This is a genomic window from Halomonas organivorans, from assembly GCF_014192055.1.
Classification (GTDB): domain Bacteria; phylum Pseudomonadota; class Gammaproteobacteria; order Pseudomonadales; family Halomonadaceae; genus Halomonas; species Halomonas organivorans.
Genome location: NZ_JACHXM010000033.1, coordinates 18482 through 39436 on the forward strand (window position 1 = coordinate 18482; position 20955 = coordinate 39436).

At 65.4% G+C, this 20955-nt stretch carries 16 protein-coding genes, 1 other RNA gene and 2 pseudogenes; 12 read left to right on the forward strand and 7 right to left on the reverse strand.

What is annotated here, in order from left to right:
- Position 1: 1 nt before the first annotated feature.
- Both ssrS and FHR96_RS19520 read right to left on the reverse strand, forming a co-directional pair.
- Positions 2–187: non-coding RNA, 6S RNA (gene ssrS / locus FHR96_RS19515), on the reverse strand.
- A gap of 45 nt (positions 188–232) precedes the next feature.
- Positions 233–532, reverse strand: coding sequence for a cell division protein ZapA (locus FHR96_RS19520; protein ID WP_183389398.1), 300 nt, complete (start codon positions 530–532; stop codon positions 233–235).
- 153 nt (positions 533–685) lie between these two features.
- Here FHR96_RS19520 and FHR96_RS19525 point away from each other — a divergent pair, with 153 nt between their 5' ends.
- From FHR96_RS19525 to FHR96_RS19540, 4 genes are all read left to right on the forward strand, one after another.
- Entirely contained in the window at positions 686–1273 is a 588-nt protein-coding gene (locus FHR96_RS19525) for a UPF0149 family protein (RefSeq protein ID WP_183389399.1), read from the forward strand.
- Positions 1274–1360: 87 nt separating this feature from the next.
- Positions 1361–2698 (forward strand): Xaa-Pro aminopeptidase, encoded by a 1338-nt coding sequence (gene pepP, locus FHR96_RS19530; protein ID WP_183389400.1) that lies wholly within the window; start codon positions 1361–1363, stop codon positions 2696–2698.
- A 63-nt stretch (positions 2699–2761) separates the two neighbouring features.
- Entirely contained in the window at positions 2762–3985 is a 1224-nt protein-coding gene (gene ubiH / locus FHR96_RS19535; protein ID WP_183389401.1) for a 2-octaprenyl-6-methoxyphenyl hydroxylase, read from the forward strand.
- Complete coding sequence (locus tag FHR96_RS19540; RefSeq protein WP_183389402.1) at positions 3982–5289, forward strand: FAD-dependent monooxygenase; 1308 nt, start codon at positions 3982–3984, stop codon at positions 5287–5289. Before ubiH ends, FHR96_RS19540 begins: the two co-directional genes overlap by 4 nt.
- A gap of 140 nt (positions 5290–5429) precedes the next feature.
- On the opposite strand, the gene FHR96_RS19545 is transcribed toward FHR96_RS19540, so the two are convergent.
- The 3 genes from FHR96_RS19545 to gpmI form a co-directional block, all read right to left on the reverse strand.
- A complete protein-coding gene (locus FHR96_RS19545) occupies positions 5430–6764 on the reverse strand; it encodes a S41 family peptidase (RefSeq protein ID WP_183389403.1) in 1335 nt (444 codons plus the stop codon).
- A gap of 70 nt (positions 6765–6834) precedes the next feature.
- Positions 6835–7959, reverse strand: coding sequence for a murein hydrolase activator EnvC family protein (locus FHR96_RS19550; protein ID WP_183389415.1), 1125 nt, complete (start codon positions 7957–7959; stop codon positions 6835–6837).
- A 32-nt stretch (positions 7960–7991) separates the two neighbouring features.
- A complete protein-coding gene (gpmI, locus tag FHR96_RS19555) occupies positions 7992–9563 on the reverse strand; it encodes a 2,3-bisphosphoglycerate-independent phosphoglycerate mutase (RefSeq protein WP_183389404.1) in 1572 nt (523 codons plus the stop codon).
- Between the two features lie 213 nt (positions 9564–9776).
- Between gpmI and FHR96_RS19560 the strand changes: the two genes are divergently transcribed.
- From FHR96_RS19560 to FHR96_RS19585, 6 genes are all read left to right on the forward strand, one after another.
- Positions 9777–10199 carry a rhodanese-like domain-containing protein gene (locus FHR96_RS19560; RefSeq protein WP_183389405.1) on the forward strand — a complete coding sequence of 141 codons (423 nt, stop codon included), beginning with the start codon at positions 9777–9779 and terminating at the stop codon, positions 10197–10199.
- Between the two features lie 40 nt (positions 10200–10239).
- Complete coding sequence (secB, locus tag FHR96_RS19565) at positions 10240–10755, forward strand: protein-export chaperone SecB (protein WP_183389406.1); 516 nt, start codon at positions 10240–10242, stop codon at positions 10753–10755.
- 10 nt (positions 10756–10765) lie between these two features.
- Positions 10766–11491 (forward strand): 16S rRNA (uracil(1498)-N(3))-methyltransferase, encoded by a 726-nt coding sequence (locus FHR96_RS19570; RefSeq protein ID WP_183389407.1) that lies wholly within the window; start codon positions 10766–10768, stop codon positions 11489–11491.
- Between the two features lie 264 nt (positions 11492–11755).
- A complete protein-coding gene (locus tag FHR96_RS19575) occupies positions 11756–12520 on the forward strand; it encodes an outer membrane protein assembly factor BamE (protein WP_183389408.1) in 765 nt (254 codons plus the stop codon).
- 287 nt (positions 12521–12807) lie between these two features.
- Positions 12808–13212, forward strand: coding sequence for a hypothetical protein (locus tag FHR96_RS19580; protein ID WP_183389409.1), 405 nt, complete (start codon positions 12808–12810; stop codon positions 13210–13212).
- A gap of 94 nt (positions 13213–13306) precedes the next feature.
- Positions 13307–14212 (forward strand): SH3 domain-containing protein, encoded by a 906-nt coding sequence (locus tag FHR96_RS19585; protein ID WP_183389410.1) that lies wholly within the window; start codon positions 13307–13309, stop codon positions 14210–14212.
- 169 nt (positions 14213–14381) lie between these two features.
- Here the strand turns inward: FHR96_RS19585 and FHR96_RS19590 are convergent, their stop codons facing one another.
- The gene (locus FHR96_RS19590) at positions 14382–16682 is read right to left on the reverse strand and encodes a CHASE2 domain-containing protein (RefSeq protein WP_183389411.1); all 2301 of its coding nucleotides are present in this window, start codon (positions 16680–16682) and stop codon (positions 14382–14384) included.
- A complete protein-coding gene (locus FHR96_RS19595) occupies positions 16669–17757 on the reverse strand; it encodes a FecR family protein (RefSeq protein WP_425485681.1) in 1089 nt (362 codons plus the stop codon). Before FHR96_RS19595 ends, FHR96_RS19590 begins: the two co-directional genes overlap by 14 nt.
- Positions 17758–18557: 800 nt before the next feature.
- Between FHR96_RS19595 and FHR96_RS22775 the strand changes: the two are divergent.
- Positions 18558–19631: pseudogene (locus FHR96_RS22775) on the forward strand (ESPR-type extended signal peptide-containing protein); the annotation flags it as partial.
- 9 nt (positions 19632–19640) lie between these two features.
- Positions 19641–20955, forward strand: a pseudogene (locus FHR96_RS19600) (hypothetical protein); the annotation flags it as partial.

Genomic DNA, 20955 nt, shown 5'->3' on the forward strand with positions numbered 1-20955 from the left:
GAAGTTCCCCAGAGTGCCGCTGTCATTCTGGCCCTTGAACCCTGTGGTTCAAGGTGGGTGGCCGCAGCCGAACCGTCAGGCTTTCCGTCGCACGGACATGCACACGGGTCCGGACTAGCTGTTGGCCCCCTGGGTACTGCGCATAGGCTCGAGGGACGATAACGACTGGCGAACACCCCAGGGAACGTCTCTATCCTAGCAGAGCGAGAGCGTCGTCCAAAGCGAAGAATCCTCAGCGCGAGGGCGCGTCGGCGAGAGCTCGCTCCAGCTTTGCGCTGAGTTCGCCGAGGCTCTGCTCGCCGGCGCGACGCTCCTCGAGGGCTTCTAGCAGCTCGTGGGTGATGTTCAGTGCCGCCATGATGGCGACCTTCTCCCGGTCGACCACCTTGCCCTGGGCGTGGATGCCTTGCATGGCGCGGTCCAGGTAGCGGGCGGCGCGCTCCAGCTTGTCCTGCTCGTCCGGCGGACAGGCGATGACGTACTGGCGCTCCAGCAGGGTGATTTCGGTAGTGGGCCGCGAGGCGTCGGTCATGGGGGGCTCCGGCGGGCCCGGACGAGCGCGCGGAGTGCGGCGTCATGGGGGCCCGATGCGTTAACATCGTGGGGAATACGTACGTCAAGTCACTATAAGAGAGCCGTTCGCGGCCGGTCAACGCGCTGCGCGGTCCTCGCACCGGATGGTCCCATGTCCCTGATCAATGAACGCCAGGATTTCTCCGATATTGCCGACACCTTCCTGCTGCATGGCAGCATGCAGTCGCCGGCCTTCCTCGATGGTCGGCTGTGCGCCTCGCTGGCGCTGCACGATCTCAGCGCCGAGGCCTGGCTGGAGACGGTGTGCGAAAATCTTGGGGTCGAACAGCCCCGCGACGAGCCGTCTGCCGAGCGATTGCTGGGCTGGCGTCGCCAGACCGTCGAGGCGCTATCGGCCAGCGAGATGAACTATGAACCGCTGCTGCCTGACGACCTGTTCTCCCTGTCAGAGCGCGCCCAAGGCCTCAAGGAGTGGGCCCAGGGCTTCCTCGAAGTCATCGAGGATGCCGGCGAGGCTCCTCGCAAGAAGTGGTCCGAGGCGCTGCGCGAGGCGGTCGACGACCTCAAGGGCCTGGCCACCATCGACACCGATCTCGATGATGACCCGGAGAACGAGAACGACCTCTTCGCGCTCACCGAGCATGCTCGGATGGCCGCCATGATGCTCTATACCGAGCAGCATCCCGGCCAGCCGCAGGTGGAAAAGGTGGACGATCCCGAGACCCAGCCCAAGCACTGATCTGCCCGGGCTAGCCTGCCCGACGCCCTGCCCCGGGTCCCGCGCATCGGCGGGACCCGTTCCTGCCCCTTGACCCGTGGAGGTGCCATGCCGCCCGAGACCCTTTCCCGCCCGGCTCCCATCGGCTGCGACGAGTTCCGCGAGCGTCGTCGCAGCCTGATGGCCTCGCTGCCCGCCGATGCCGCCGTGCTGCTGCCCGGCGCTTCGCTGGTAACCCGTTCCCGGGACAGTGAGTTCGCCTTTCGCCAGGACAGCGACTTTCACTATCTCACAGGCTTTCCCGAGCCGGATGCGCTGCTGCTGCTGCTGCCCGGTCGAGAGCAAGGCGAGAGCGTACTGTTCTGCCAGGCTCGCGATCCGGAGATGGAGACCTGGACCGGCCGCCGTCTTGGCGCGTCCGGCGCGGAGCGCGAGCACGGCATCGATGAGGCCTTCGTCAACGACGAGCGTGAGGCGCGACTGATGGAGCTCCTGGACGGGCGAGTCACGCTGTATCTGCCGCTGGACGACAGCGAGACCCTGCGGCTGGCCGAATCGATCCGCGCCGACCTCCAGGCCGGGGCTCGTCGAGGAGCGCGGCCGCCGCTCGCTTTCGCCGACGTCGCCGACAAGATTCACGAGCAACGTCTCGTCAAGAGCCCTCAGGAGCTGGCGCTGATGCGTCATGCCGGTGAGGTCAGCGCTCGCGCTCACTGCCGGGCGATGCGCGCGGTGCATCCTGGACTCGCCGAGTATCAGTTGCAGGCCGAGCTCGAGCACGAGTTTCGCTGGCAGGGAGGCAGCGGCCCCGCCTACGCCAGCATCGTCGCTGGCGGAGCCAATGCCCGTGTGCTGCACTACATCGAGAACGCGGACACGCTGCGTGACGGCGATCTGGTGCTGATCGACGCGGGAGCCGAATTCGATCTCTACGCCGGCGACATCACCCGTACTTTCCCCGTCTCGGGCCGATTTTCCGAGGCGCAGCGGGCCCTCTACGACGTGGTGCTCGGTGCCCAGCAGCGGGCCATCGAGGCGGTGCGGCCGGGCACCACCCTGGCAGCCATTCACCAGGGTGTGGTGCGCGACCTCACTGCCGGGCTGATAGAGCTCGGTCTGCTGTCCGGTGAGCTCGACGTTTGCCTGGAGGCCGGCGCCTATCGACGCTTCTACCCCCACGCGACATCCCACTGGCTGGGACTCGACGTGCATGACGTCGGCCATTACCGGCGGGAGGGAGAATCCCGCCCGCTGGTGCCGGGGCTGGTGTTGACCATCGAGCCGGGGCTCTACGTCCCCGAGGATGAGGACCTTCCCTCAGCCTATCGAGGGCTCGGCATCCGTATTGAGGATGATGTGGCGGTGACCGAACAGGGACACGAGATACTGAGCGTCGGAGTGCCCAAGCAGGTGGCTGAAATCGAAGCCTTGATGGTCAAGAAATGATCGCTTCCTGATGTTCTTGAAAGGTTATTACGTAATGTACATTACGAAATTGGAGGCGTTGCCATGAGCGATATGGCCGAGGGCAAGGTCCCGCGCCGCGTGGATATCGCCATCGTCGGCGGCGGCCTGGTGGGCGCCAGCCTGGGCTGTGCCCTGGCGCCGCTACTCGAGCGCCATGGACTGACGGTGGCGGTGATCGAGGCCGCGCCTCTGCCGACGGATCTCGACGCGCCCTGGCAGCCAAGCTTCGACGCCCGTGCCAGTGCCATCGCTGAGGGCTCGGTGCGCCATTTTCGAACCTTGGGGCTATGGGGCGACCTGGCCGAGCAGGCCTCGCCGATTCGACACATTCATGTCAGCGAGCAGGGCCGGTTGGGCGCCACTCGACTGAATGCCGAGGAGCTGGGCAGCGAGGCCCTGGGGCAGGTGATTCCCAACGCCTGGCTGGGCCGGGTGCTGCATCGGCGGCTCGCCGATCTGCCGCTGGCCTGGCATTGCCCGGCCAGCGTGGAGCAGATCCAGCCGTGGAACGAGGGCCATTGCCTGACCCTTTCCGACGGCGCCCGCCTGGAAGCCGGGCTGACGGTGCTCGCCGAGGGCGGCCGCTCCGGCCTCAAGGAGCGTCTCGGGATCGAGAGTCGGGAGCGCCCCTATGGCCAGGTGGCACTGATTGCCGGCGTCGAGGTCGATCGGCCCCACGATGGCTGGGCCTATGAGCGCTTTACCGCTGACGGGCCGATCGCCCTGCTGCCGCTCAAGGGCCAGGCCATGGAGTTGGTCTGGACCCATGAGGCCGGGCAGGAGGACGTGCGACTGGCGCTGGCGGACGGCGACTTCCTCGCCCAGCTGCAGCGCGCCTTCGGCGACCGCGCCGGGCGCTTCCGTCGAGTCGGACGCCGTCATGCTTACCCGCTGTCGCTGGTGACGGCGCGCGAGACCACCCGGCCGGGACTGGCGGTGATGGGTAACGCCGCCCATGCCCTGCATCCGGTGGCCGGTCAGGGCTTCAACCTGGCGCTGCGCGGGGTCATGGACCTGGTGGCCGCCATCGAGAGCGGCGTCGGGCGAGGCGAGCTGCCGGGCAGCGCCGCCACCCTGGCCGATTTCGAGGCTCGCCGCGGCGCCGATCGCCACGATGTCATCCGCTTCAGCGATGGCCTGATACGGCTGTTCGGCCTCGACAGCACCCTGCTCTCCCATGCCCGGGCGGCGGGACTGGTGGGGTTCAATCTGGTGGGGCCGCTGCGCCGCACCCTGGCGCGTCGGGCCATGGGGGTAGAGCGATGACGTGGGAGCAGCCACGGTGCGATGGTGATGGCCGTGACGGCAACGATAGCGAAGAGACGAGAGGCATGAGCGAGGAAGCGGTGCGGGCCGGTGAGGTGATCATCGTCGGCGGCGGCATGGTGGGCGCAACCCTGGCCTGCCTGCTGGGCGAAGCGGGTGTGGACGTGACGTTGCTGGACGCGCGGCCGACGCCGCTGGATGCCGAGGGGGCAGGGCGAGGCCTCCCGGAGCGCCGGGTCAGCGCCCTGACGCCGGTGTCCCAGCGCTTGCTCGAGGGCCTGGGTGCCTGGGAGTGGATGCGCGAACGCCGTGTCACGCCCTATTATGGCATGCGGGTCTGGGATGCCGAGGGCACCGGCGAGGTGGGCTTCTCAGCCGAGGAGGCGGGACTGCCGGTGCTGGGCCATATCGTCGAGAACGCCGTGGTGGGCGCTGCCCTGGAGGCGCGTCTGGCGCGGCTGCCTACGGTGACGCATCGCCTCGGGGCGCGAGTGACGGGGCTGGCGGCGGGGCCGGTAGGGCGCGAACTGGCGCTGGCCGACGGTGAGCGGCTGACGGCTCCGCTGATCGTGGCCGCCGACGGGGCTCGTTCGCCGCTGCGCGAGCTGGCCGGCATCGAGGTGACGGCCCATGACACCGGGCAGGTGGCGGTGGTGACCACGGTTCGCACCGCCGAGCCCCACGGTGGGGTGGCCCGTCAGGCCTTCCTGGCCGACGGTCCGCTGGCCTTCCTGCCGCTGACGGTGGAGCACGACGACCACTATTGCTCGATCGTCTGGTCGACCACGCCGCAAGCGGCCGAGCGTCTCTGCAACCTCTCCGCAGAGGCGCTGGGAGCGGCGCTGACGACGGCCTTCGCCGGGCGGCTGGGGAAGGTGGAAGCGGTCGATGGCGGCCAGGCCGTGCCGCTGACCCAGCGTCATGCCGAACGCTATGTACTGCCGGGGTTGGCGCTGGTGGGGGATGCCGCCCACAGCATCCATCCGCTGGCCGGCCAGGGGGTCAATCTGGGGCTGATGGACGCCGCGGTGCTGGCCGAGGAGCTACTGACGGCCCGGCGGCGGGGGATCGAGGGGGGTAGCCTGGCCTGGCTGGAACGCTACGCGCGGCGACGTCGCGGCGACAATGCCGCCATGCTCAAGCTGATGGATGGTTTCCGACTGCTGTTCGGGGCCCGTCATCCGGCGCTGACCCTGGCTCGCAACATTGGGCTCTCCGGCGTCGACCGTCTGTCGCCGCTCAAGCGTCTGCTGATGCAGCAGGCGGCGGGCCGGCGGGGGCGACTGCCCGTCTCTTGTCGATGAGGGCTCTCGCCCTCCGCTGAAGGCTCTTGTCGATGAGGGCTTTCGCCCTCCGCTGAAGGCCCTTGTCAATGAGGGCTCTCGCCCTTCGCTGAAGGCCCTTGTCGATGAGGGCGTGACGGCACCTCGGCGGTGCCGTCACGCTACTCGGAAGAGGCTGGCGGTTCGGTCACCGCAGTGCCACGCTCGCCCAGCACGTTCAACGCCTTGAGCAGGTTGAGGGCTTCTCCGAGCTGGTAGTCGTCGCGCAGCCGGGCGCTCAGCTCACTGCGTTCGTCGCTTTCGCCGTTGCCGGCCAGGTGGCCCTCGAGGTCGGCCTCGCGCACCCGCAGCCCGGTATTCTCGGCGACCTCGAGGCGGCCGCGCACCACCTCCACGTCGGGCGAGATGCCCAGCGCCTGGATGGAGCGCCCACTGGGCGTGAAGTAGCGCGCGGTGGTCAGCTTCAAGGCCTCGTTCTCGCCCAGCGGCATGATCTGTTGCACCGAGCCCTTGCCGAAGCTCTCGGTGCCCATCACCACGCCGCGGCGCTGGTCCTGCAGCGCGCCGGCGACGATCTCCGCCGCCGAGGCGCTGCCGCCGTTGATCAGTACCACCAGCGGCACCTCGGGGGCGGCGGTATCCCGGTGTGCCGAGAAGCGCATGGCGCTGTCCGGCAATCTACCCTCGGTGTAGACGATCAGGCCGTGGTCAAGGAAGGCATCCGCTACTTCCACTGCCGCCTGCAACACGCCGCCGGGGTTGTTGCGCAGGTCGAGCACCAGGCCCTGCAGCGGGCCCTCCTCGCGCAGCGTTTCCAGGGCCTCGACGACCTGTTGCCCGGTGCGGGTCTGGAACTGGCTGATACGCAGGTAGCCATAGCCCGGCGCGAGCAGCTCCTGCTTGACGCTTTCGGTGCGGATGATTTCGCGCTCGATGCTCACCTCGCGCGGGGCACTCTCGCCCTGGCGCATGATGGTGAGGCGGATCTCGGTGCCCGGGTCGCCGCGCATCAGGTCGACGGCCTCCTGCAGCGACAGTCCCTCCGTGGGGGTGTCGTCGATGCGCAGGATCACATCCTGGGCCTCGAGCCCGGCCCGAGACGCGGGGGTGTCGTCGATGGGGGTGATCACGGTGAGCTGCCCGTCGCGCTTGCCGACTTCGATGCCCACGCCTCCGAACTCGCCCTGGGTGGATTCCTGCAGGCTCTGGTAGTCCTCGGCGTCCAGGTAGGTGGAGTGCGGATCCAGCTCGCTGAGCATGCCGCGCATGGCGTTGCGCAACAGGGTGGCGTCGTCGACTTCCTCGACGTAGGCCCGCTTGATGCGCTCGAACACCTCGGCGAAGGCCTGGATCTCGGCCACCGGCAATTCATCGTCCGCAGGTGCGGCATCGGGGGCGGCCAGTGCCGGCAGCGGCAGGGTCAGCAGGGCGACCGGCAACAGCGCCGATGTCAGGCGCCGCAGCGGGGCGTTCAGGCCGGCGGGACTCAGGGGCATGCGCTCTCTCACGGTTCCACGAAAGGGAGCGCCCAGCATAGCGTGGCCGCGGTCGCTAATGGAATAGCGACTAGCGACGCGCGATCCAGCGGCTGGGGTCGATGGGCTCGCCGTGGCGGCGCACCTCGAAGTAGAGCCCGGGGGACGCCTGGCCGCCGCTGGCGCCCACCGTGCCGATGGTTTCGCCCTCGCTCACCGCTTCGCCGACGCTCACGGTGAAGCGCTGCAGGTGGGCGTGGAGGGTCATCACGCCGTCGCCGTGGTCGAGGATCAACAGGTTGCCGAAGCCGCGCATCCAGTCGGCGAAGACCACTCGACCGGCGTGCACCGCCTCGATCGGCGTACCCTCGGCGGCACGAATCACCAGGCCGTTGCGGTGCACGCCGTCGCCGCCGCCGAAGCGCGATATGACGTTGCCCTGCACGGGCCAGGGCAGGTTGCCCTGGGTGGCGGCGATGTCGGTGGAGGGCGGTGGCCGTTGTAATCTGGCCAGGCGCTCCTGTACCTGGCGCAGCACCCGCTCGGCGTGGGCACGATCCTGGTCGAGCTCGGTCAAGCGTGCCTGCTCGCTGGCATAGCGCTCGTCGAGCTTGGCCACCAGCCGTTCGCGCTCGTCGATCTGTCGGGCCAGCTCCGCGCCGCGGGTCTCCAGTTCGCCGGCCAGCTGCGTCAGGCGGGCGTCGCGCTCGTCCAGGGCCTGGCGGTTGTCGGCCAGCGCCGCATCCAGTCGCTCGAGCTGTTCGAGCCGCCGCTGGCGTGCCGCCGAGAGATGGTTGAGGTAGCGCTGCAGGCGATCCAGCCGAGAGGGATCGTCCTGGTTGAGCAGTAGCTTGAGCTGAGGCGTCAGGCCCAGACGATAGAGCGCATCGAGCTGCTTGCCGAGCGCTGCCAGCTGCTGCTGGCGTTCGGCCTGCAGTTCGTCGCGCCTGGCTTCCAGCGCCTCGACCTCGTCGCGCAGGTTGCGCTTCTCGGCCTGGAGATCGTCCAGACGGTGATGGGTCTCGGCCAGCGCGGTCTCGACCTCACGCAGCGCCTCGTTGGCGTCGTCACGGGCGTCGCGGGTGGAGGACAGATCCTGCGTCGCGGCCTGGATACGCTCGCCGATCGCGTCCAGGCGCTGCTGTGCCTGGCGCTCGTCGACCTGGGCCGCCTGGGCGGCCGTCATGGCGGCCCCCAGGGTCAGGCCCAGCAGCATCGGCGCCCAACGGTGCTGGCGAGGTCGTCGGCTCACGCCTCGATCAGCACGTGGCCGGTCATCTCCTCGGGTACCGGCTGATCCATCAGCGTCAGCAGGGTCGGGGCGAGATCGCACAGACGGCCGTCCTGGGCGAGGCTCAGCGGACGCGGGCCGACGTAGATCAACGGCACGTCGAAGGTCGTGTGGGCGGTCTGGGCGGCGCCGGTCTCGGGGTGGATCATCTGCTCGGCGTTGCCGTGGTCGGCGGTGATCAGGCAGGCGCCGCCGACCTTCTCGAGCGCCTCGACGACGCGGCCGACGCAGGCGTCGACGGTCTCGATGGCCTTGACGGCGGCGTCGAAATCGCCGGTATGGCCGACCATGTCGCCGTTGGCGTAGTTGCAGACGATCAGGTCGTGGGCGCCGGACTCGATGGCCTCGACCAGCCGGTCGGTGACCTCGACGGCGCTCATCTCGGGCTTCTCGTCGTAGGTCCTCACGTCCTGGGGCGAGGGCACCAGCACACGGGTCTCGCCCTGGTATTCGTCCTCGCGGCCGCCGGAGAAGAAGAAGGTGACGTGGGCGTACTTCTCGGTTTCGGCGATACGCAGTTGGGTCAGGCCGCGCTTCTCCATCACCTCGCCCAGGGTGTTGTGCAGTTCCTCGGGCGGGAAGGCGGCCGGGGCCGGGATGTCGGCGGCGTACTGGGTCATGGTCACCAGGCTGCCGCCGGCCAGCCGCGGGCGGGCCTGGCGCTCGAAACCGGCGAAGTCGTCCTCGACGAAGGCGCGGGTCAGCTCGCGGGCGCGGTCGGCGCGGAAGTTCATGAAGAAGGCAGCGTCACCGTCCTCCATGCGCACCGGGGCGTCGCCGGAGAGGATGGCGGTGGCGGTGACGAATTCATCGGTCTCGCCCCGGTCGTAGGCCGCGTCCAGGCCGGCCTTGGCGCTCTGGGCAACGTGCTCGGCGGCGCCCTCGGTGGCCAGGCGGTAGGCCTGCTCGACGCGATCCCAGCGGTTGTCGCGGTCCATGGCGTAGTAACGACCGATCAGCGAGGCCACGTAGCCGTTCTCTGCGCCGACCAGCTCGGCGAGCTTGGCGTTGGTGCGCTCGATGGAGGCGCGGGCGCTCTTGGGCGCGGTGTCACGGCCGTCGAGGAAGGCGTGGACGTAGATACGCTTGGCGCCGCGCTTGGCGGCCAGCTCGGCCATGGCCAGGATGTGATCCTCGTGGCTGTGCACGCCGCCCGGCGACAGCAGGCCCAGCAGGTGCACGGCTCGGTCGGCCTCGGCGGCGGCGTCCAGCGGGCCGGTGAGGATGGCGTTGTCGGCCAGCTCGCCGTCGTCGACGGCCTTGGTGATGCGCGTGAAGTCCTGGTAGACGATGCGTCCGGCGCCGAGGTTCATGTGGCCGACCTCCGAGTTGCCCATCTGGCCGTCCGGCAACCCCACGTAGCGGCCGTCGGTATGCACCAGGGCGTGCGGCCGAGTCTCCCAGAGCTGGTCCATCACCGGCGTCCGCGCGGCCAGGATGGCGTTGTCGGTGGGATCCGGGTTGTGGCCATAGCCATCTAGGATGATCAGGGCTACCGGGCGGGGAGTCGGGGTCGAAGAATCGGTCATGGGTCGAAGCCTCGTGGTTGGGGGGCGATGCCACCATGGCGTGAGCCCTTTGGCGGGGTCGCGACTTGCCGCTGCTTGCGGCATCATATCGCACGGTCCCGCCGGGCGTCATATCGTGCCGCCCTCGGTGGCCTCCCGGCATCATGTATACTGGGCGCCGCCGGCTCGCGTCGGCCTCGTTCACCGCGTACCCGAAAAGAGTCTTTCCGAACCATGATCGATCAGCTGTTCGAATTCGTGCAGAACCATCCGCTACTGGTCGGCGCCTTCCTGCTGGTGCTGGTCGCCTGGATCGCCTACGAGATCCGCAGCGGCGGCGCCAATGGCGTGACCACCAGCGAGGCCACCCAGTTGGTCAATCGCGAGGACGCCGTGGTGCTCGACATCCGCGACAAGAACGACTTCAAGGCGGGCCATATCGCCGGCGCCCGGAACATTCCCCAGAGCAGCCTCGATAGCCGTCTGAGTGAACTCGACAAGTTCAAGGGCAAGCCGATCATCGTGGCCTGCAAGCATGGCCAGAGTTCCGGTACCGTTCAGGCCAAGCTGGCCAAGGCCGGCTTCGAACGCGTGCTCAAGCTCAAGGGCGGCATGACGCAGTGGCAGGCGGATGGCCTGCCGCTGGTCAAGAAGTGACGACGCCATTTCTCATCTCACGACCAAAGGATTTCTTTCCATGGCGGAAGACAACAACCCGAACAGTGGCGCCAACGGCCAGGCAAGTGGCCAGCAGGACAAGCCCCAGGTGCAGTTCGCCCTGCAGCGCATCTACGTCAAGGACCTCTCCTTCGAGGCCCCGAACTCTCCGGCGGTATTCCAGCAGCCGTTCAAGCCGAAGGTCGGTCTCGATCTGAACACGACCCATCAGCAGGTCGGAGAAGAGCTTTATGAGGTGGTGATCAAGGTCACCGCTCAGGTGACCCACAGTGAGGAAGGCACCACCTCCTTCCTGGCCGAGATCGAGCAGGCCGGCCTGTTCCGCATCGGCGGCATCGAGGGTGCCCAGCTCGATCATACCCTGGGCGCCTTCTGCCCCAACGTGCTGTTCCCCTACGCTCGGGAGTGCATCGATAATCTGGTCAACCGTGGCGGCTTCCCGCCGCTGATGTTGTCGCCGGTGAACTTCGAGGCGATCTACGCCCAGAAGAAACAGCGCGAAGCTCAGCAGCAGGGCGAGCAGGCCACCCAGTAAGCCGCTGACCATGAAGGTACCTCGTATTCACGTCGCCGCCGCGTTGCCCGCCGGCGGCGATGTCGTGCTTCCTGATGGTCCTGCCCGCCATGTGGCTCGGGTGCTGCGCCTGGGTGAGGGAGCGCCGCTGGTGCTGTTCGACGGCCACGGCCTCGAGGCCGAAGCGGTGCTGGTCGAGGCCGGCCGCAAGCGGGTGGTGGCGCGTGTCGAGGCGGTTCACGAGGGCCACGGCGAGTCGCCGCTGGCGGTGCATCTGGGGCAGGCCATCTCCAAGGGCGACCGGATGGACTACGCGATCCAGAAGGCCGTGGAGCTCGGGGTCGTGGCGATCACCCCACTCTATACCGAGCACGGCGACGTGCGCCTGAAGGGTGAGCGTGAGGCCAGGAAGCTGGCCCACTGGCAGGCCGTGGCCGCCAGCGCCTGCGAACAGTGCGGGCGTGCTACCGTACCGCCGATCCACCCTCCCATGGGGCTTGCCGACTGGCTAGTCCGTCGCGACGAGGCGCTGCGCCTGGTGCTGCACCCCGGCACGCCTGGGGCGCTAGATCGTGCAGGCGCGGTCACCTCGGCAGCACTGCTGATCGGCCCAGAGGGCGGACTCTCGCCTGGCGAGGTCGAGATGGCCGCTGCGGCTGATTTCGCCGCCCTTACCCTCGGCCCGCGCATCCTGCGCACCGAGACGGCTCCGGTGGTCGCCTTGAGCCTTTTGCAGGATCGCTTCGGCGACCTGTGAGTCTTTTCCCTGAGGCGTCGCTTATCCCTCGACGCCTCAAGCTTCCCAGCCTCTCGAGAGCAGTCCGGCATCGGCGATGCGGGATGGCGAAGCTGCCGTCATACCTGGGTTGGGTATACACTCATTCATTTCGCTGAGATTACTGGACGACAGGATGGACTTGGCGATGACGCTGACTCGATTGGCACCGGCCGGCGACCCTTTACCCTGCTGTGCTCCAGTCCGTTGGCACTCGATACCGGTATGCAGAGGCGAGTTGACACGATGGCCATGAAAATTCTCGGCACGGCGCAGCATGGCGCTGCCGTCGCGATAGCATTGATATTGGGCGGCTGTACCGCCATGGGCGGGAACGGAGGTTTTCCCGATCCGGATGACGCTTTTGCTCGCGGTGGGATGCTCGAGTCTTCCCGAGCCATCCGGACGATTCAAACCGGCATGACCAAGGATCAGGTCAGGGGACTGCTGGGGAACCCCCATTTCTCCGAAGGGCTGTTCAACGTTCGGACATGGAACTACCTGTTCGATCTCGACGCCGAAGATGGCCACACGCGCCAGATGTGCCAATTCCAGCTCGTCTTCGACGCTGAAATGCGCGTCGAGGATACTCGCTGGCGAACGGCCAAGTGTGCCGTTCGTTTTTCGGCCATCGAGGCCTCGCCTATCGAGAGTACGACCGTGCTGCAGCGCTTCAGTCTGCCCATCGCCGATATGTTTACGGTAGATGATGGCGCCTTGACCGACGAGGCGCAGCGGGTGCTGGGCGAATTTGCGGCGCTGTTGCAGCGCGACTTTTCCTCTTCCTCACTGGCGATTGCCAGCTATCCGGTCGCCGGACAACACCGACGCCAGCGCCTGGCGGTCCAGCAATTCCTGAAGGCGCATACTGACATTGATGACGAAGGGGTGAGACTCACCGACGGCACGTCCTCGCCGTGCGAGGGGGGGAATGTGGAGACATCCTGCCGGGGGACGGAAAAGGTAGTTATCCAGATCCTTGGGAGTTCGAGCAACGGCGGCGATGCCTAGCGGGAAACTTGCCGGATATCGGGTCGGCGAATACGCGAGGGGGAAGTGACAAAAGTTTATCTTTTCTCGCCGAGCCTCCTCTTGGCCGCTGGAAATTTCAGGCTGTAGACTCACTTCGGGATAAATCTCGGCACGGTAAAGATGCTAGTGAGCCACGCAGACCGTTGGCTCGAGGCTGTTCCAAGGTCTTGCTTTCAGGCAAGATTAGTTTGATCGTATGTAAGTGGTTTGATGCGGGCTGGTATTCGAGTTTACGGATAAACACACTTTTGCAAGGGAATCATGGCATGAATCGTGGTCTGACATTCTCGGCTCTTATCATCAGTGCTCCCCTCCTGCTATCCGGGTGCCTCTCCGACTATCCGCAGTTCCAGACGGTAGATCAATCAAAGCTATGTGTTGCCTCCTCCGATGAGCAGGCCATGGCGTGTCCGGAAGGGGAGCTGTTCATGGCGCGCGTCATGCAGCCCAATCCGGCGACCCGGGCGTTCAATGTGCTGAATACGGCTGCCCTGTACTGTGACACCAACTATCCCATCTTCGAGAATGCGGCAGGTGTCATGTGTGTCATGACGCACCAGCGCATCGATAGGCTCACCGGGTCCGAGCCGAGTGCTCAGGGCATGGGAACGGCACAGGAAGGGGCGTCTCAGGACGCTGTTCAGGAGGACCAGGCTGCTGAAGGCCAGTAGTGTCGGCAGATACAGGAAGGAGCCTGGGCCGAAAGGAAGCGACGATACTCGCGCCGCTCGTGACACGCGCGTCCCTCATCAGGAAAGGCTCGATATGAAATGGAAACTGGCCGTGATTGGCTTTGTCGGGTTCCATGCTTCCCAGGCGGTGGCGGATCTCGAACAGGGGATGGACGAGTATCGGCGAGGCAACTTCGCTTCCGCCCTCTACGAGTGGCGTCGGTCTGCGGAACAGGGCGACGCCGAATCCCAGTTCAGGCTGGCCGGCATGTACGAACGGGGCGAGGGGACGAGCCAGGATCTCGAGAAGGCTCGCAAGTGGTACCGGCTGGCAACGGATTCCGGGTATCCAGAGGCTCGCGAGAAGCTCGACGAACTCAACCAGAATGCCGGCGGCGAAGCAGAAGAGGCTCCCCCGGGGGATCTGCGCGCAGCGGAGCGCGGCGAGCCCCAGGCCCAGCTGCGCCTGGCACTTGCCTATCTGGAGGGGCGGGGCGTTGAACGTGACGATGCTCTGGCGGCTCGTTGGTTCGAGGCTGCCGCCAGTCAGGGCGTTATTCCGGCACAGAACAATCTGGGCTCGTTGTACGAGAATGGCCGAGGCGTGGAACAGGATTACGCCAAGGCCATTCACTGGTACCGCGAGGCCGCTCAAGCCGGGGACCCCTTCGGGCAGAATAACCTGGGTGCGATGTATGCCCAGGGCAAGGGGGTGGAGCGCAATCATGCCTGGGCGGTGTTCTGGTTTGCGATGGCAGCGCAGCAGGGTAACGAGGTGGCCGCCGAGAATCTGGCATCCAGCCTGCAACATCTGCAGACCAGGCAGGTGCGGGTCGATGCGGCGAACATCCGCGCGGGCAATTCCACCGACTACGAGGCCATCGGTCGCGTGCAGCGAAACGAACGTCTGCCCGTTCTCGGCAGTGCGGATGGCTGGAGCCAAGTCTATCTTCCTCGCCAGGAACGCCTGGGCTGGATAGCCTCGAGCCTGCTTGAGTGACCGGCTCCCGTCTTTGGCCTTTCAAGGCATCAGCAAGGGGCATGGCTGTCGGCCATGCCCTTTTTGATGCTTTCTCCTAATGCTTTCTTGCCGACATCAGGCGTGCAGCCGCGATTTTCCCCGCGCTTGGATCATCTGCTCTTATTGCACGGTCTTCCACGTCCTGGCGTTATCCCAGGTCAATCTCATCATCGAAGCAGTGAGCTCGAGGGAGCGTGAGCAGGAAACGCGTGCCGACGTGTTCGCGGCTCTCACAGATGATGGTACCGGCGTGTTGCTCCACCACTAACTTCACCATGGACAGGCCGAGCCCATGACCCGCCGCCAGGCTGGCGCCGGAGCTGCGTCGATAGCTGTCGAAGACATGTGGCATATCCCGCTGGGGAATACCGACCCCCTGGTCGCGGATACTCAAGGAGATGCCGGATGTCGTCTCCCGGGCCTCGATCGTCACGCGTGTCTCTGCAGGGCTGTATTTGATGGCGTTGTCCAGCAGGTTGAAGACCGCTCTCAGCAAATAGGTTCGTTCACCCTCCATGGGACACTCGTCCCGGGGATCGTAATCAAGATGGATGGAGTGCTGTCGCGCCGCCGGCCATGCCTGATCGATGGCCTCCAGGATCACGTCGGAGAGCAGCAGGAACTCCTTGTCCAGGGCGCCGAACTCGATCTGCGTCAATTGCATGAAGCTCTCGGTGAGACTGAGCGTCTTGTGCGCCTGCTGAGCGACCTGGGACAGCAGTTCTTCCTCGGACAGGCGGGAAGGCGTGCCCTGCAGTTGGGTCAGGGCCAGGATGTTGGATTGCGGCGCCTTCAGGTCGTGAGACAGGAATCGCATCAGCTTCGAACGTTGCACTTCTGCCTGGCGTTCGCTGGTGACGTCCACGAAGCCGATTAGCCAGGCGACCTTGAAGGCATCGACCGCGGTGACCAACGGTGAGATCTTGAGGTGGTAGTAATGCTCGCTGGCGTCCTTGTAGAGGGCGCCGTCGAAGGCGTCGAGCCCCTGCCGCCCGGGAGGGGCGCTGCCCTGGTGTTCCTGCACCATGGTGTTCAGCAGCTCGTGGATGGTGTCTGTCTCGTCGACCCGGCAGCGCTGCAGGAGCAGTTTGGCCATGGCACTGGAGAGAATGATACGACCATTCACGTCGACCACCATGGTGGCGATGGGGAGGGAATCCAGGGCGTCCGTGATGAAGCGGCGGGAGTTGCGGATACGCGTGATACCGCTATCCAGGGCGCGAAGATGCTTGTGCAGGATCAGCCCCCATTCCGGCGTCTGCTTTCGAGTGGGTGTCGGAATCATGCTGGGCTCTGACTCGAGGCGTTCGATTTCCTGCTGGAACCAGTGCAAGGCCGAGGCCTGGCAGCGCCAGCTGATGAGCACGTAGGCGCCGATCACCGACAGCAGGCCAACCGCGGGGGGCCACCACCAGCCCATGGCCAGCAGCCCCCAGGCGCCGAGCAGCACCGAACCCGCGACAGCGAGGGCCAGTTTGGCCATGTAGCGGAACTGGAACAGGCGGACGAGGGCCATGAAGATCAGCAGTGGCAGGAGAGACAGCAGCGAGGCGACCCAGCCGGGAAGGTCGCGGATGAGGTCGCCCTGCAACAAGCCGTCCAGCAGGTTGGCGAGTATCTCGATGCCGGGCATGCCGCCGTTCGCACCGCCGAACGGCGTCGGGTGATGATCGCCCAGCCCCTTGGCCGTGGTACCGATCATGACGGTACGCCCTTCCAGCAGTGAGCCCGGCAGGCGGCCCTGGAGAACGTCGACATACGAGACGCGGGGATAGTGATAGGTCGATCCGTGGTATGGGATGCGCACTTCGAGATCACGGCGGTCATCCGACAGCAGACGTCGTGTGGCGTCGGAGGGTGTCGTGATTCCCTGTGCCACCAGGTCCCGATACAGCTGTAGCGTCAACTGGGGGACTCCGTCTTCGCGTAGTCGGATACTGCGTACGGCGCCGTCGATATCCGCTCGGACGTCGATGTGGCCGATACCGTTGGCCGCGTCGCGGAGAGGCTCGACCGGCAGCAGCCTGCTGGCATCATCGGTGCGCTCGCCGCGCCTGACATGAATCGCGGGCAGGAACACATGGCCATGCTCCCCGATGGCTCGGGCCAGGCGCTGGTCCTGTTCCGGCTGGCGCGCCGGCTCGGTAAACACGATGTCGAACAGCACCGCCGAGGCGCCTGCGCGGGTCAGGCCGTCTACCAGATCGGCGTGCAGTGAGCGAGGCCAGGGCCAGCGCCCCAAGGCCTCCAGGCTGCGCTCGTCGACGGTCACGATCAGGATGTCGTCGCTGGCAGGCGTCGTCATGGAGGTCAGGAGGCGATCATACAGCGTGTTGTCGAAGAGCCAGTCACGCTGCTCCGCCCACCAGGTGAGGGCCACCAGTAGGAGGCCGATCAGCCACCAGGTTCGGGTCAGGCCGCGAAACAGGCTTTGGCTAACGTGTGCCACCCTGCCTCCCGGAAGCCACGATGACAGAGTGCTCCGGGGCCTGTTCCAGGCTCGATACTTTCAGTCGCCAGAAGAAATCCTCCGTGGGGAGATTGCTCAGGGTAACGCCCTGGCTACTGGTGAAGGAGCGGTCCATGAAAAGATCGCCGAATGCCTCGTCCTCGGAGAGCTGCAGGCGGTATTCCACGTCCGGGATCTCGGTCCAGTGGAACGCATAGCCTTCGTCGCCGGCCACCAGCGACGCCTCGACCGGCTGATGCAGCACCAGCTGGCGACCATAAAGCCCCTCGATGCCCAACGCATCGATGGCCGAGCCGCGTGCATAGTAAAAGCCGCCGGGAACCGCGTCGAAGCGGAAGCTCAATGCGTCGCTGCGTTGATCGCGGAAGACGGTCTGGAAGCGGGGGTCCCGGGCCAGCTGCACGTGATAGGCCTCGGCCCCTTCCACCGCCGACAGGTCAAGCCGCAGGGGTTGGCGGAAAGCGTGGCCGGCGACTTCCAGTCGAGGGGCGGGTAGCAGGTCCGTGACCCGCGTCGGTTGCCCCCTGTTCATGAGCGCGCCCCTGCCGGCGGCTACATCGGCGGCACGGTTGGCATGGTTCAATGCCACCAGCCCTTCCAGGGTGCTGACGCGAGTCTCCTCGTCCGCGTGGGCCACCCGGAAATGCGTACCACGCACTCCGACGATGCCCGTCGGAGTATCGATATTCAGCACTTCGTGGCGATCTTGCTGCTTAGGTACCCTGGCCTCCACCTCTCCGCGTTCCAGGTACAGCCGCGAGTTGTGTCGATCCTGTCGCTTCACGACTACCCGAGAGCTGGAAGGCAGCACCACGTCTTCGCCATGGGGGAGGCGTAGCGACACGAAGGTGCGGGCCGCGGTTTCCACTGCATCGCCCGGGGCGACAGTCATGCCTTCGCGCAGCGGTATGCGTTCGCCGGAGGCCTTGACCAGCCACGCCTGGCCTCCTTCCCGATGGCGTACCTCTGCCGTCAGGCTGGGCAGGGGGGGAATCTCGAGTATGTCGCCAGGCTGAATATGGCGGGGCTCATTCACGCCATTGGCATCTCTCACGACAGGCCACTCCTTGGCTTCACCACGATGGCGTTCGGTGATTCCCCAGAGTGTATCGCCCGGTTGAACACGATAGCGTTCCATGGACGTATCTCCGTTAGCCTGGGCTGTCGTGGTCAGTAGCATGGCGATGTAGCTCAGGGCTACCAGGGCATGTCGACACCATCCTTTCATCTTCCTACTCCTGCGCTCGGCCTTGCTTGGAGGATACAGGCCCTTGCATGAAATTGGGATACTCAAGGTCTCGGTGAGACATGGCCGGTTCGTAATATTTGTTCATAACGGCGCTGATTACGTCATGCCGGTTCATATTTAATGGTCATCTCATCTTGTGGGCGATCGCGCATTTATAGCTTCACGATGAAAGTGGATGGGTGTTGTGATGTGGAAGCCGTGTTTTCTCCAGGATTGTGCATATAAAACAGCTGGTTATCATTGGCCGTCTCTCGTGGGGAAGAGAGGTTGGGAGAGTTGGAAACAAATTTCGAAATTCATGTTTTCTTACATTTCTCGGGGTTGGGAAGTGGAATGTGAACCAAAGTTTTTCCTTGAAGATATGCGCGTTGGTTTTTATTTCACTGAGCGTGTGAATTTTTCTTAAGGAAGAGATTAGCTGCCGTGTGTTCATGATAGCTTCCTCGTGACAAGACAGATCTAAAGCCGAAATAAAGTCCTGGGCCTGACTACTTGCCGCTTCCTGGGTATGGCGACGCGTGTTCAGTGAAAAGGCCTGTCTATGCAAACTATGATCTAGCTGCCTACCGCTGAAGCATGGCGTTGAGCAGCGGTGGGGAGCCGCAATGAATACCGTTTATCGCATCGTCTGGAATGTGGCCCGCGGGCAGTCCGTGGTGACCTCCGAACTGGCCAAGCGTCGTACCAAGTCCCGGGATGGGGCGGTGCGGGGTGCCCTGTTGGCGCTCGGACTGGTTGCCGGCGTCGGTGGCTTGTCACCGGTCCAAGCTTATGAAGCAGGTGGCGGTAATGATTGCACTGGCGTCAATGGACGCATCGCCATCGGTGGCGGTGCTACTGCGTGTAGTCCTTGGGCGATTGCACTCGGAGCTAATGCCGCAAGCACTAACGATAGAGCCGTCGCTATCGGTCTGAACACCGTATCCTCCGGCCTTAGCTCTGTTGCGATTGGTCACCTTTCCCAGTCGACGGGGTCAGGCTCTTTTGCGGCAGGGGAATTCTCATTGGCTTCGGGGGAATACTCGGTTGCGCTTGGCGGTGGCAATCCTTCGGCAGGTGCGGGAGCCAATGCCACTGGGGCAGGGGCGGTTGCGCTTGGCACCCGCTCGGTCGCCACCAATTTCCGAACGCTTGCCCTTGGCGCGGGAGCGGTGGCGTCGAGCGAATCAGCCGCCGCGATTGGCGAGGCTGCCACAGCTTCCGCTAGCTCGGCCATCGCGATGGGCACCAATGCGCAAGCGCTGAGCGATGGGGATGTCGCCATTGGGCGCAATGTCAGCGTGGATGGATCCTCGGATGGGGGGCCTTCCATAGGCTTGGGCTCGGATGTATCGATAAATGGGTCTGCCAATGCCACGGTGATCGGCTCGAATGCGCGGATAGGCACTGGTGCCGTGGACTCCAGTGGCGCCACGGCGATTGGTTCCAGCGCTGACGTGGGCGATCAGTCGCGAAATGCCACGGCCATCGGCAGGCTTGCCAGCATCGGTGATAGTGCGTGGGATAGCGTGGCGCTGGGGTCTGCGGCCACGGTTGGAGAGAGCGCTCCTGGATCCGTGTCCATCGGCCTTCGGGCGACTAATGCGGCGGGGGCTGTCAGCTCGGTTGCCTTGGGCGACGCTGCCAGTAACACTTCATCCCATTCAATCGCCATTGGCCCTGATGCCTCAACCACCGCGAGTAATGCGGTGGCCGTGGGCTCTGACGCAGAAGCAGTCGCAAACGCCATCGCCCTGGGCCATGACGCTAAGGCCACGGGTAGTCAGTCGATCAGTATCGGCACCGGTAACCAGGTCAGTGGTGATGGCTCCGGTGCGGTTGGCGATCCGACCACTATCACCGGTGCAGGCTCCTATTCGCTGGGTAACGACAACACCATCGATGCCGACGACGCCGGTGTGTTCGGTAACGATAACGTTCTGGCTGGAACCGCCACCGGTAGTCGCATTATCGGTAACGACAACGATGTGGACGTGGCCGATGCCTTCGTGATGGGCAACGGGGCGGACGTCACCGTGGCCGAAGGTATGGCGCTGGGCAATGGTTCCATCGCCGATACCGGTGCGGGAGAGGCAGGCTACAACCCGACTACCAGCTCCACCGATGGGCTGGACGCGGGGATCGCCGCGACCCAGAGCACCACCGGGGCGGTGGCCGTCGGTGACGACGGCGCAGGCATCTATCGCCAGATCACTGGTGTGGCCGCCGGCACCGAGGACAGCGACGCGGTCAACGTGGCCCAGCTCAAGGCCAGCGAGACGCACTACTACAGCGTCAACGACGGTGGCACCCAGGGCGGCAACTACGCCAACGACGGTGCCTCCGGGCTGAATGCCATCGCCGCTGGCGTGGATGCCTCGGCCTCGGCGGATGGTGCCATGGCGTTCGGCTTCGGGGCCGCGGCGGGCAACGCCGATAGTGTGGCGCTGGGCACCGACTCGGTTACCGCCGCGCCGGTGGGTACCGCTGACACCACCATTCGTGGCACCACCTACACTTTTGCCGGCACCGCGCCGGTGGGTACGGTAAGCGTGGGCGATGCGGGCAGCGAACGCACCGTCACCAACGTGGCGGCGGGCCGCGTCTCGGCGACCAGCACCGATGCCATCAACGGCAGCCAGCTGTTCGCCACCAATCAGGCGATCGAGGATATTTCCACAACTGCCGGTACAGGCTGGGACCTGACCGCCGAAGGCACCGATGGCACCAACGTCGCCCCGGGTGACACCGTCGATCTGTCCAGCAGCGACGGCAACCTGGTGATCGCCAAGAACGCCACCGAAGGTACCCAGGAAGACGTGACCTTCGCTCTGGCCAGCGACATCGCCGTGGACAGCGTCACCACCGGCAACAGCGTGCTGGATACCAGCGGCCTGAGCGTCGACGACGGCAGCGGCAACGTCACCAGCGTGACCAACGATGGCCTGACCGTGGCGGGTGGTCCCAGCGTGACCGCCAGCGGCGGCATCGATGCGAACGACCAGGTGATCAGCAACGTGGGGG

Coding starts and splice junctions, on each gene's coding strand:
- FHR96_RS19520 (WP_183389398.1), bottom strand. CDS start 532: ATGACCGACGCCTCGCGGCCCACTACCGAAATCACCCTGCTGGAGCGC.
- FHR96_RS19525 (WP_183389399.1), top strand. CDS start 686: ATGTCCCTGATCAATGAACGCCAGGATTTCTCCGATATTGCCGACACC.
- pepP (WP_183389400.1), top strand. CDS start 1,361: ATGCCGCCCGAGACCCTTTCCCGCCCGGCTCCCATCGGCTGCGACGAG.
- ubiH (WP_183389401.1), top strand. CDS start 2,762: ATGAGCGATATGGCCGAGGGCAAGGTCCCGCGCCGCGTGGATATCGCC.
- FHR96_RS19540 (WP_183389402.1), top strand. CDS start 3,982: ATGACGTGGGAGCAGCCACGGTGCGATGGTGATGGCCGTGACGGCAAC.
- FHR96_RS19545 (WP_183389403.1), bottom strand. CDS start 6,764: ATGCCCCTGAGTCCCGCCGGCCTGAACGCCCCGCTGCGGCGCCTGACA.
- FHR96_RS19550 (WP_183389415.1), bottom strand. CDS start 7,959: ATGCTGCTGGGCCTGACCCTGGGGGCCGCCATGACGGCCGCCCAGGCG.
- gpmI (WP_183389404.1), bottom strand. CDS start 9,563: ATGACCGATTCTTCGACCCCGACTCCCCGCCCGGTAGCCCTGATCATC.
- FHR96_RS19560 (WP_183389405.1), top strand. CDS start 9,777: ATGATCGATCAGCTGTTCGAATTCGTGCAGAACCATCCGCTACTGGTC.
- secB (WP_183389406.1), top strand. CDS start 10,240: ATGGCGGAAGACAACAACCCGAACAGTGGCGCCAACGGCCAGGCAAGT.
- FHR96_RS19570 (WP_183389407.1), top strand. CDS start 10,766: ATGAAGGTACCTCGTATTCACGTCGCCGCCGCGTTGCCCGCCGGCGGC.
- FHR96_RS19575 (WP_183389408.1), top strand. CDS start 11,756: ATGGCCATGAAAATTCTCGGCACGGCGCAGCATGGCGCTGCCGTCGCG.
- FHR96_RS19580 (WP_183389409.1), top strand. CDS start 12,808: ATGAATCGTGGTCTGACATTCTCGGCTCTTATCATCAGTGCTCCCCTC.
- FHR96_RS19585 (WP_183389410.1), top strand. CDS start 13,307: ATGAAATGGAAACTGGCCGTGATTGGCTTTGTCGGGTTCCATGCTTCC.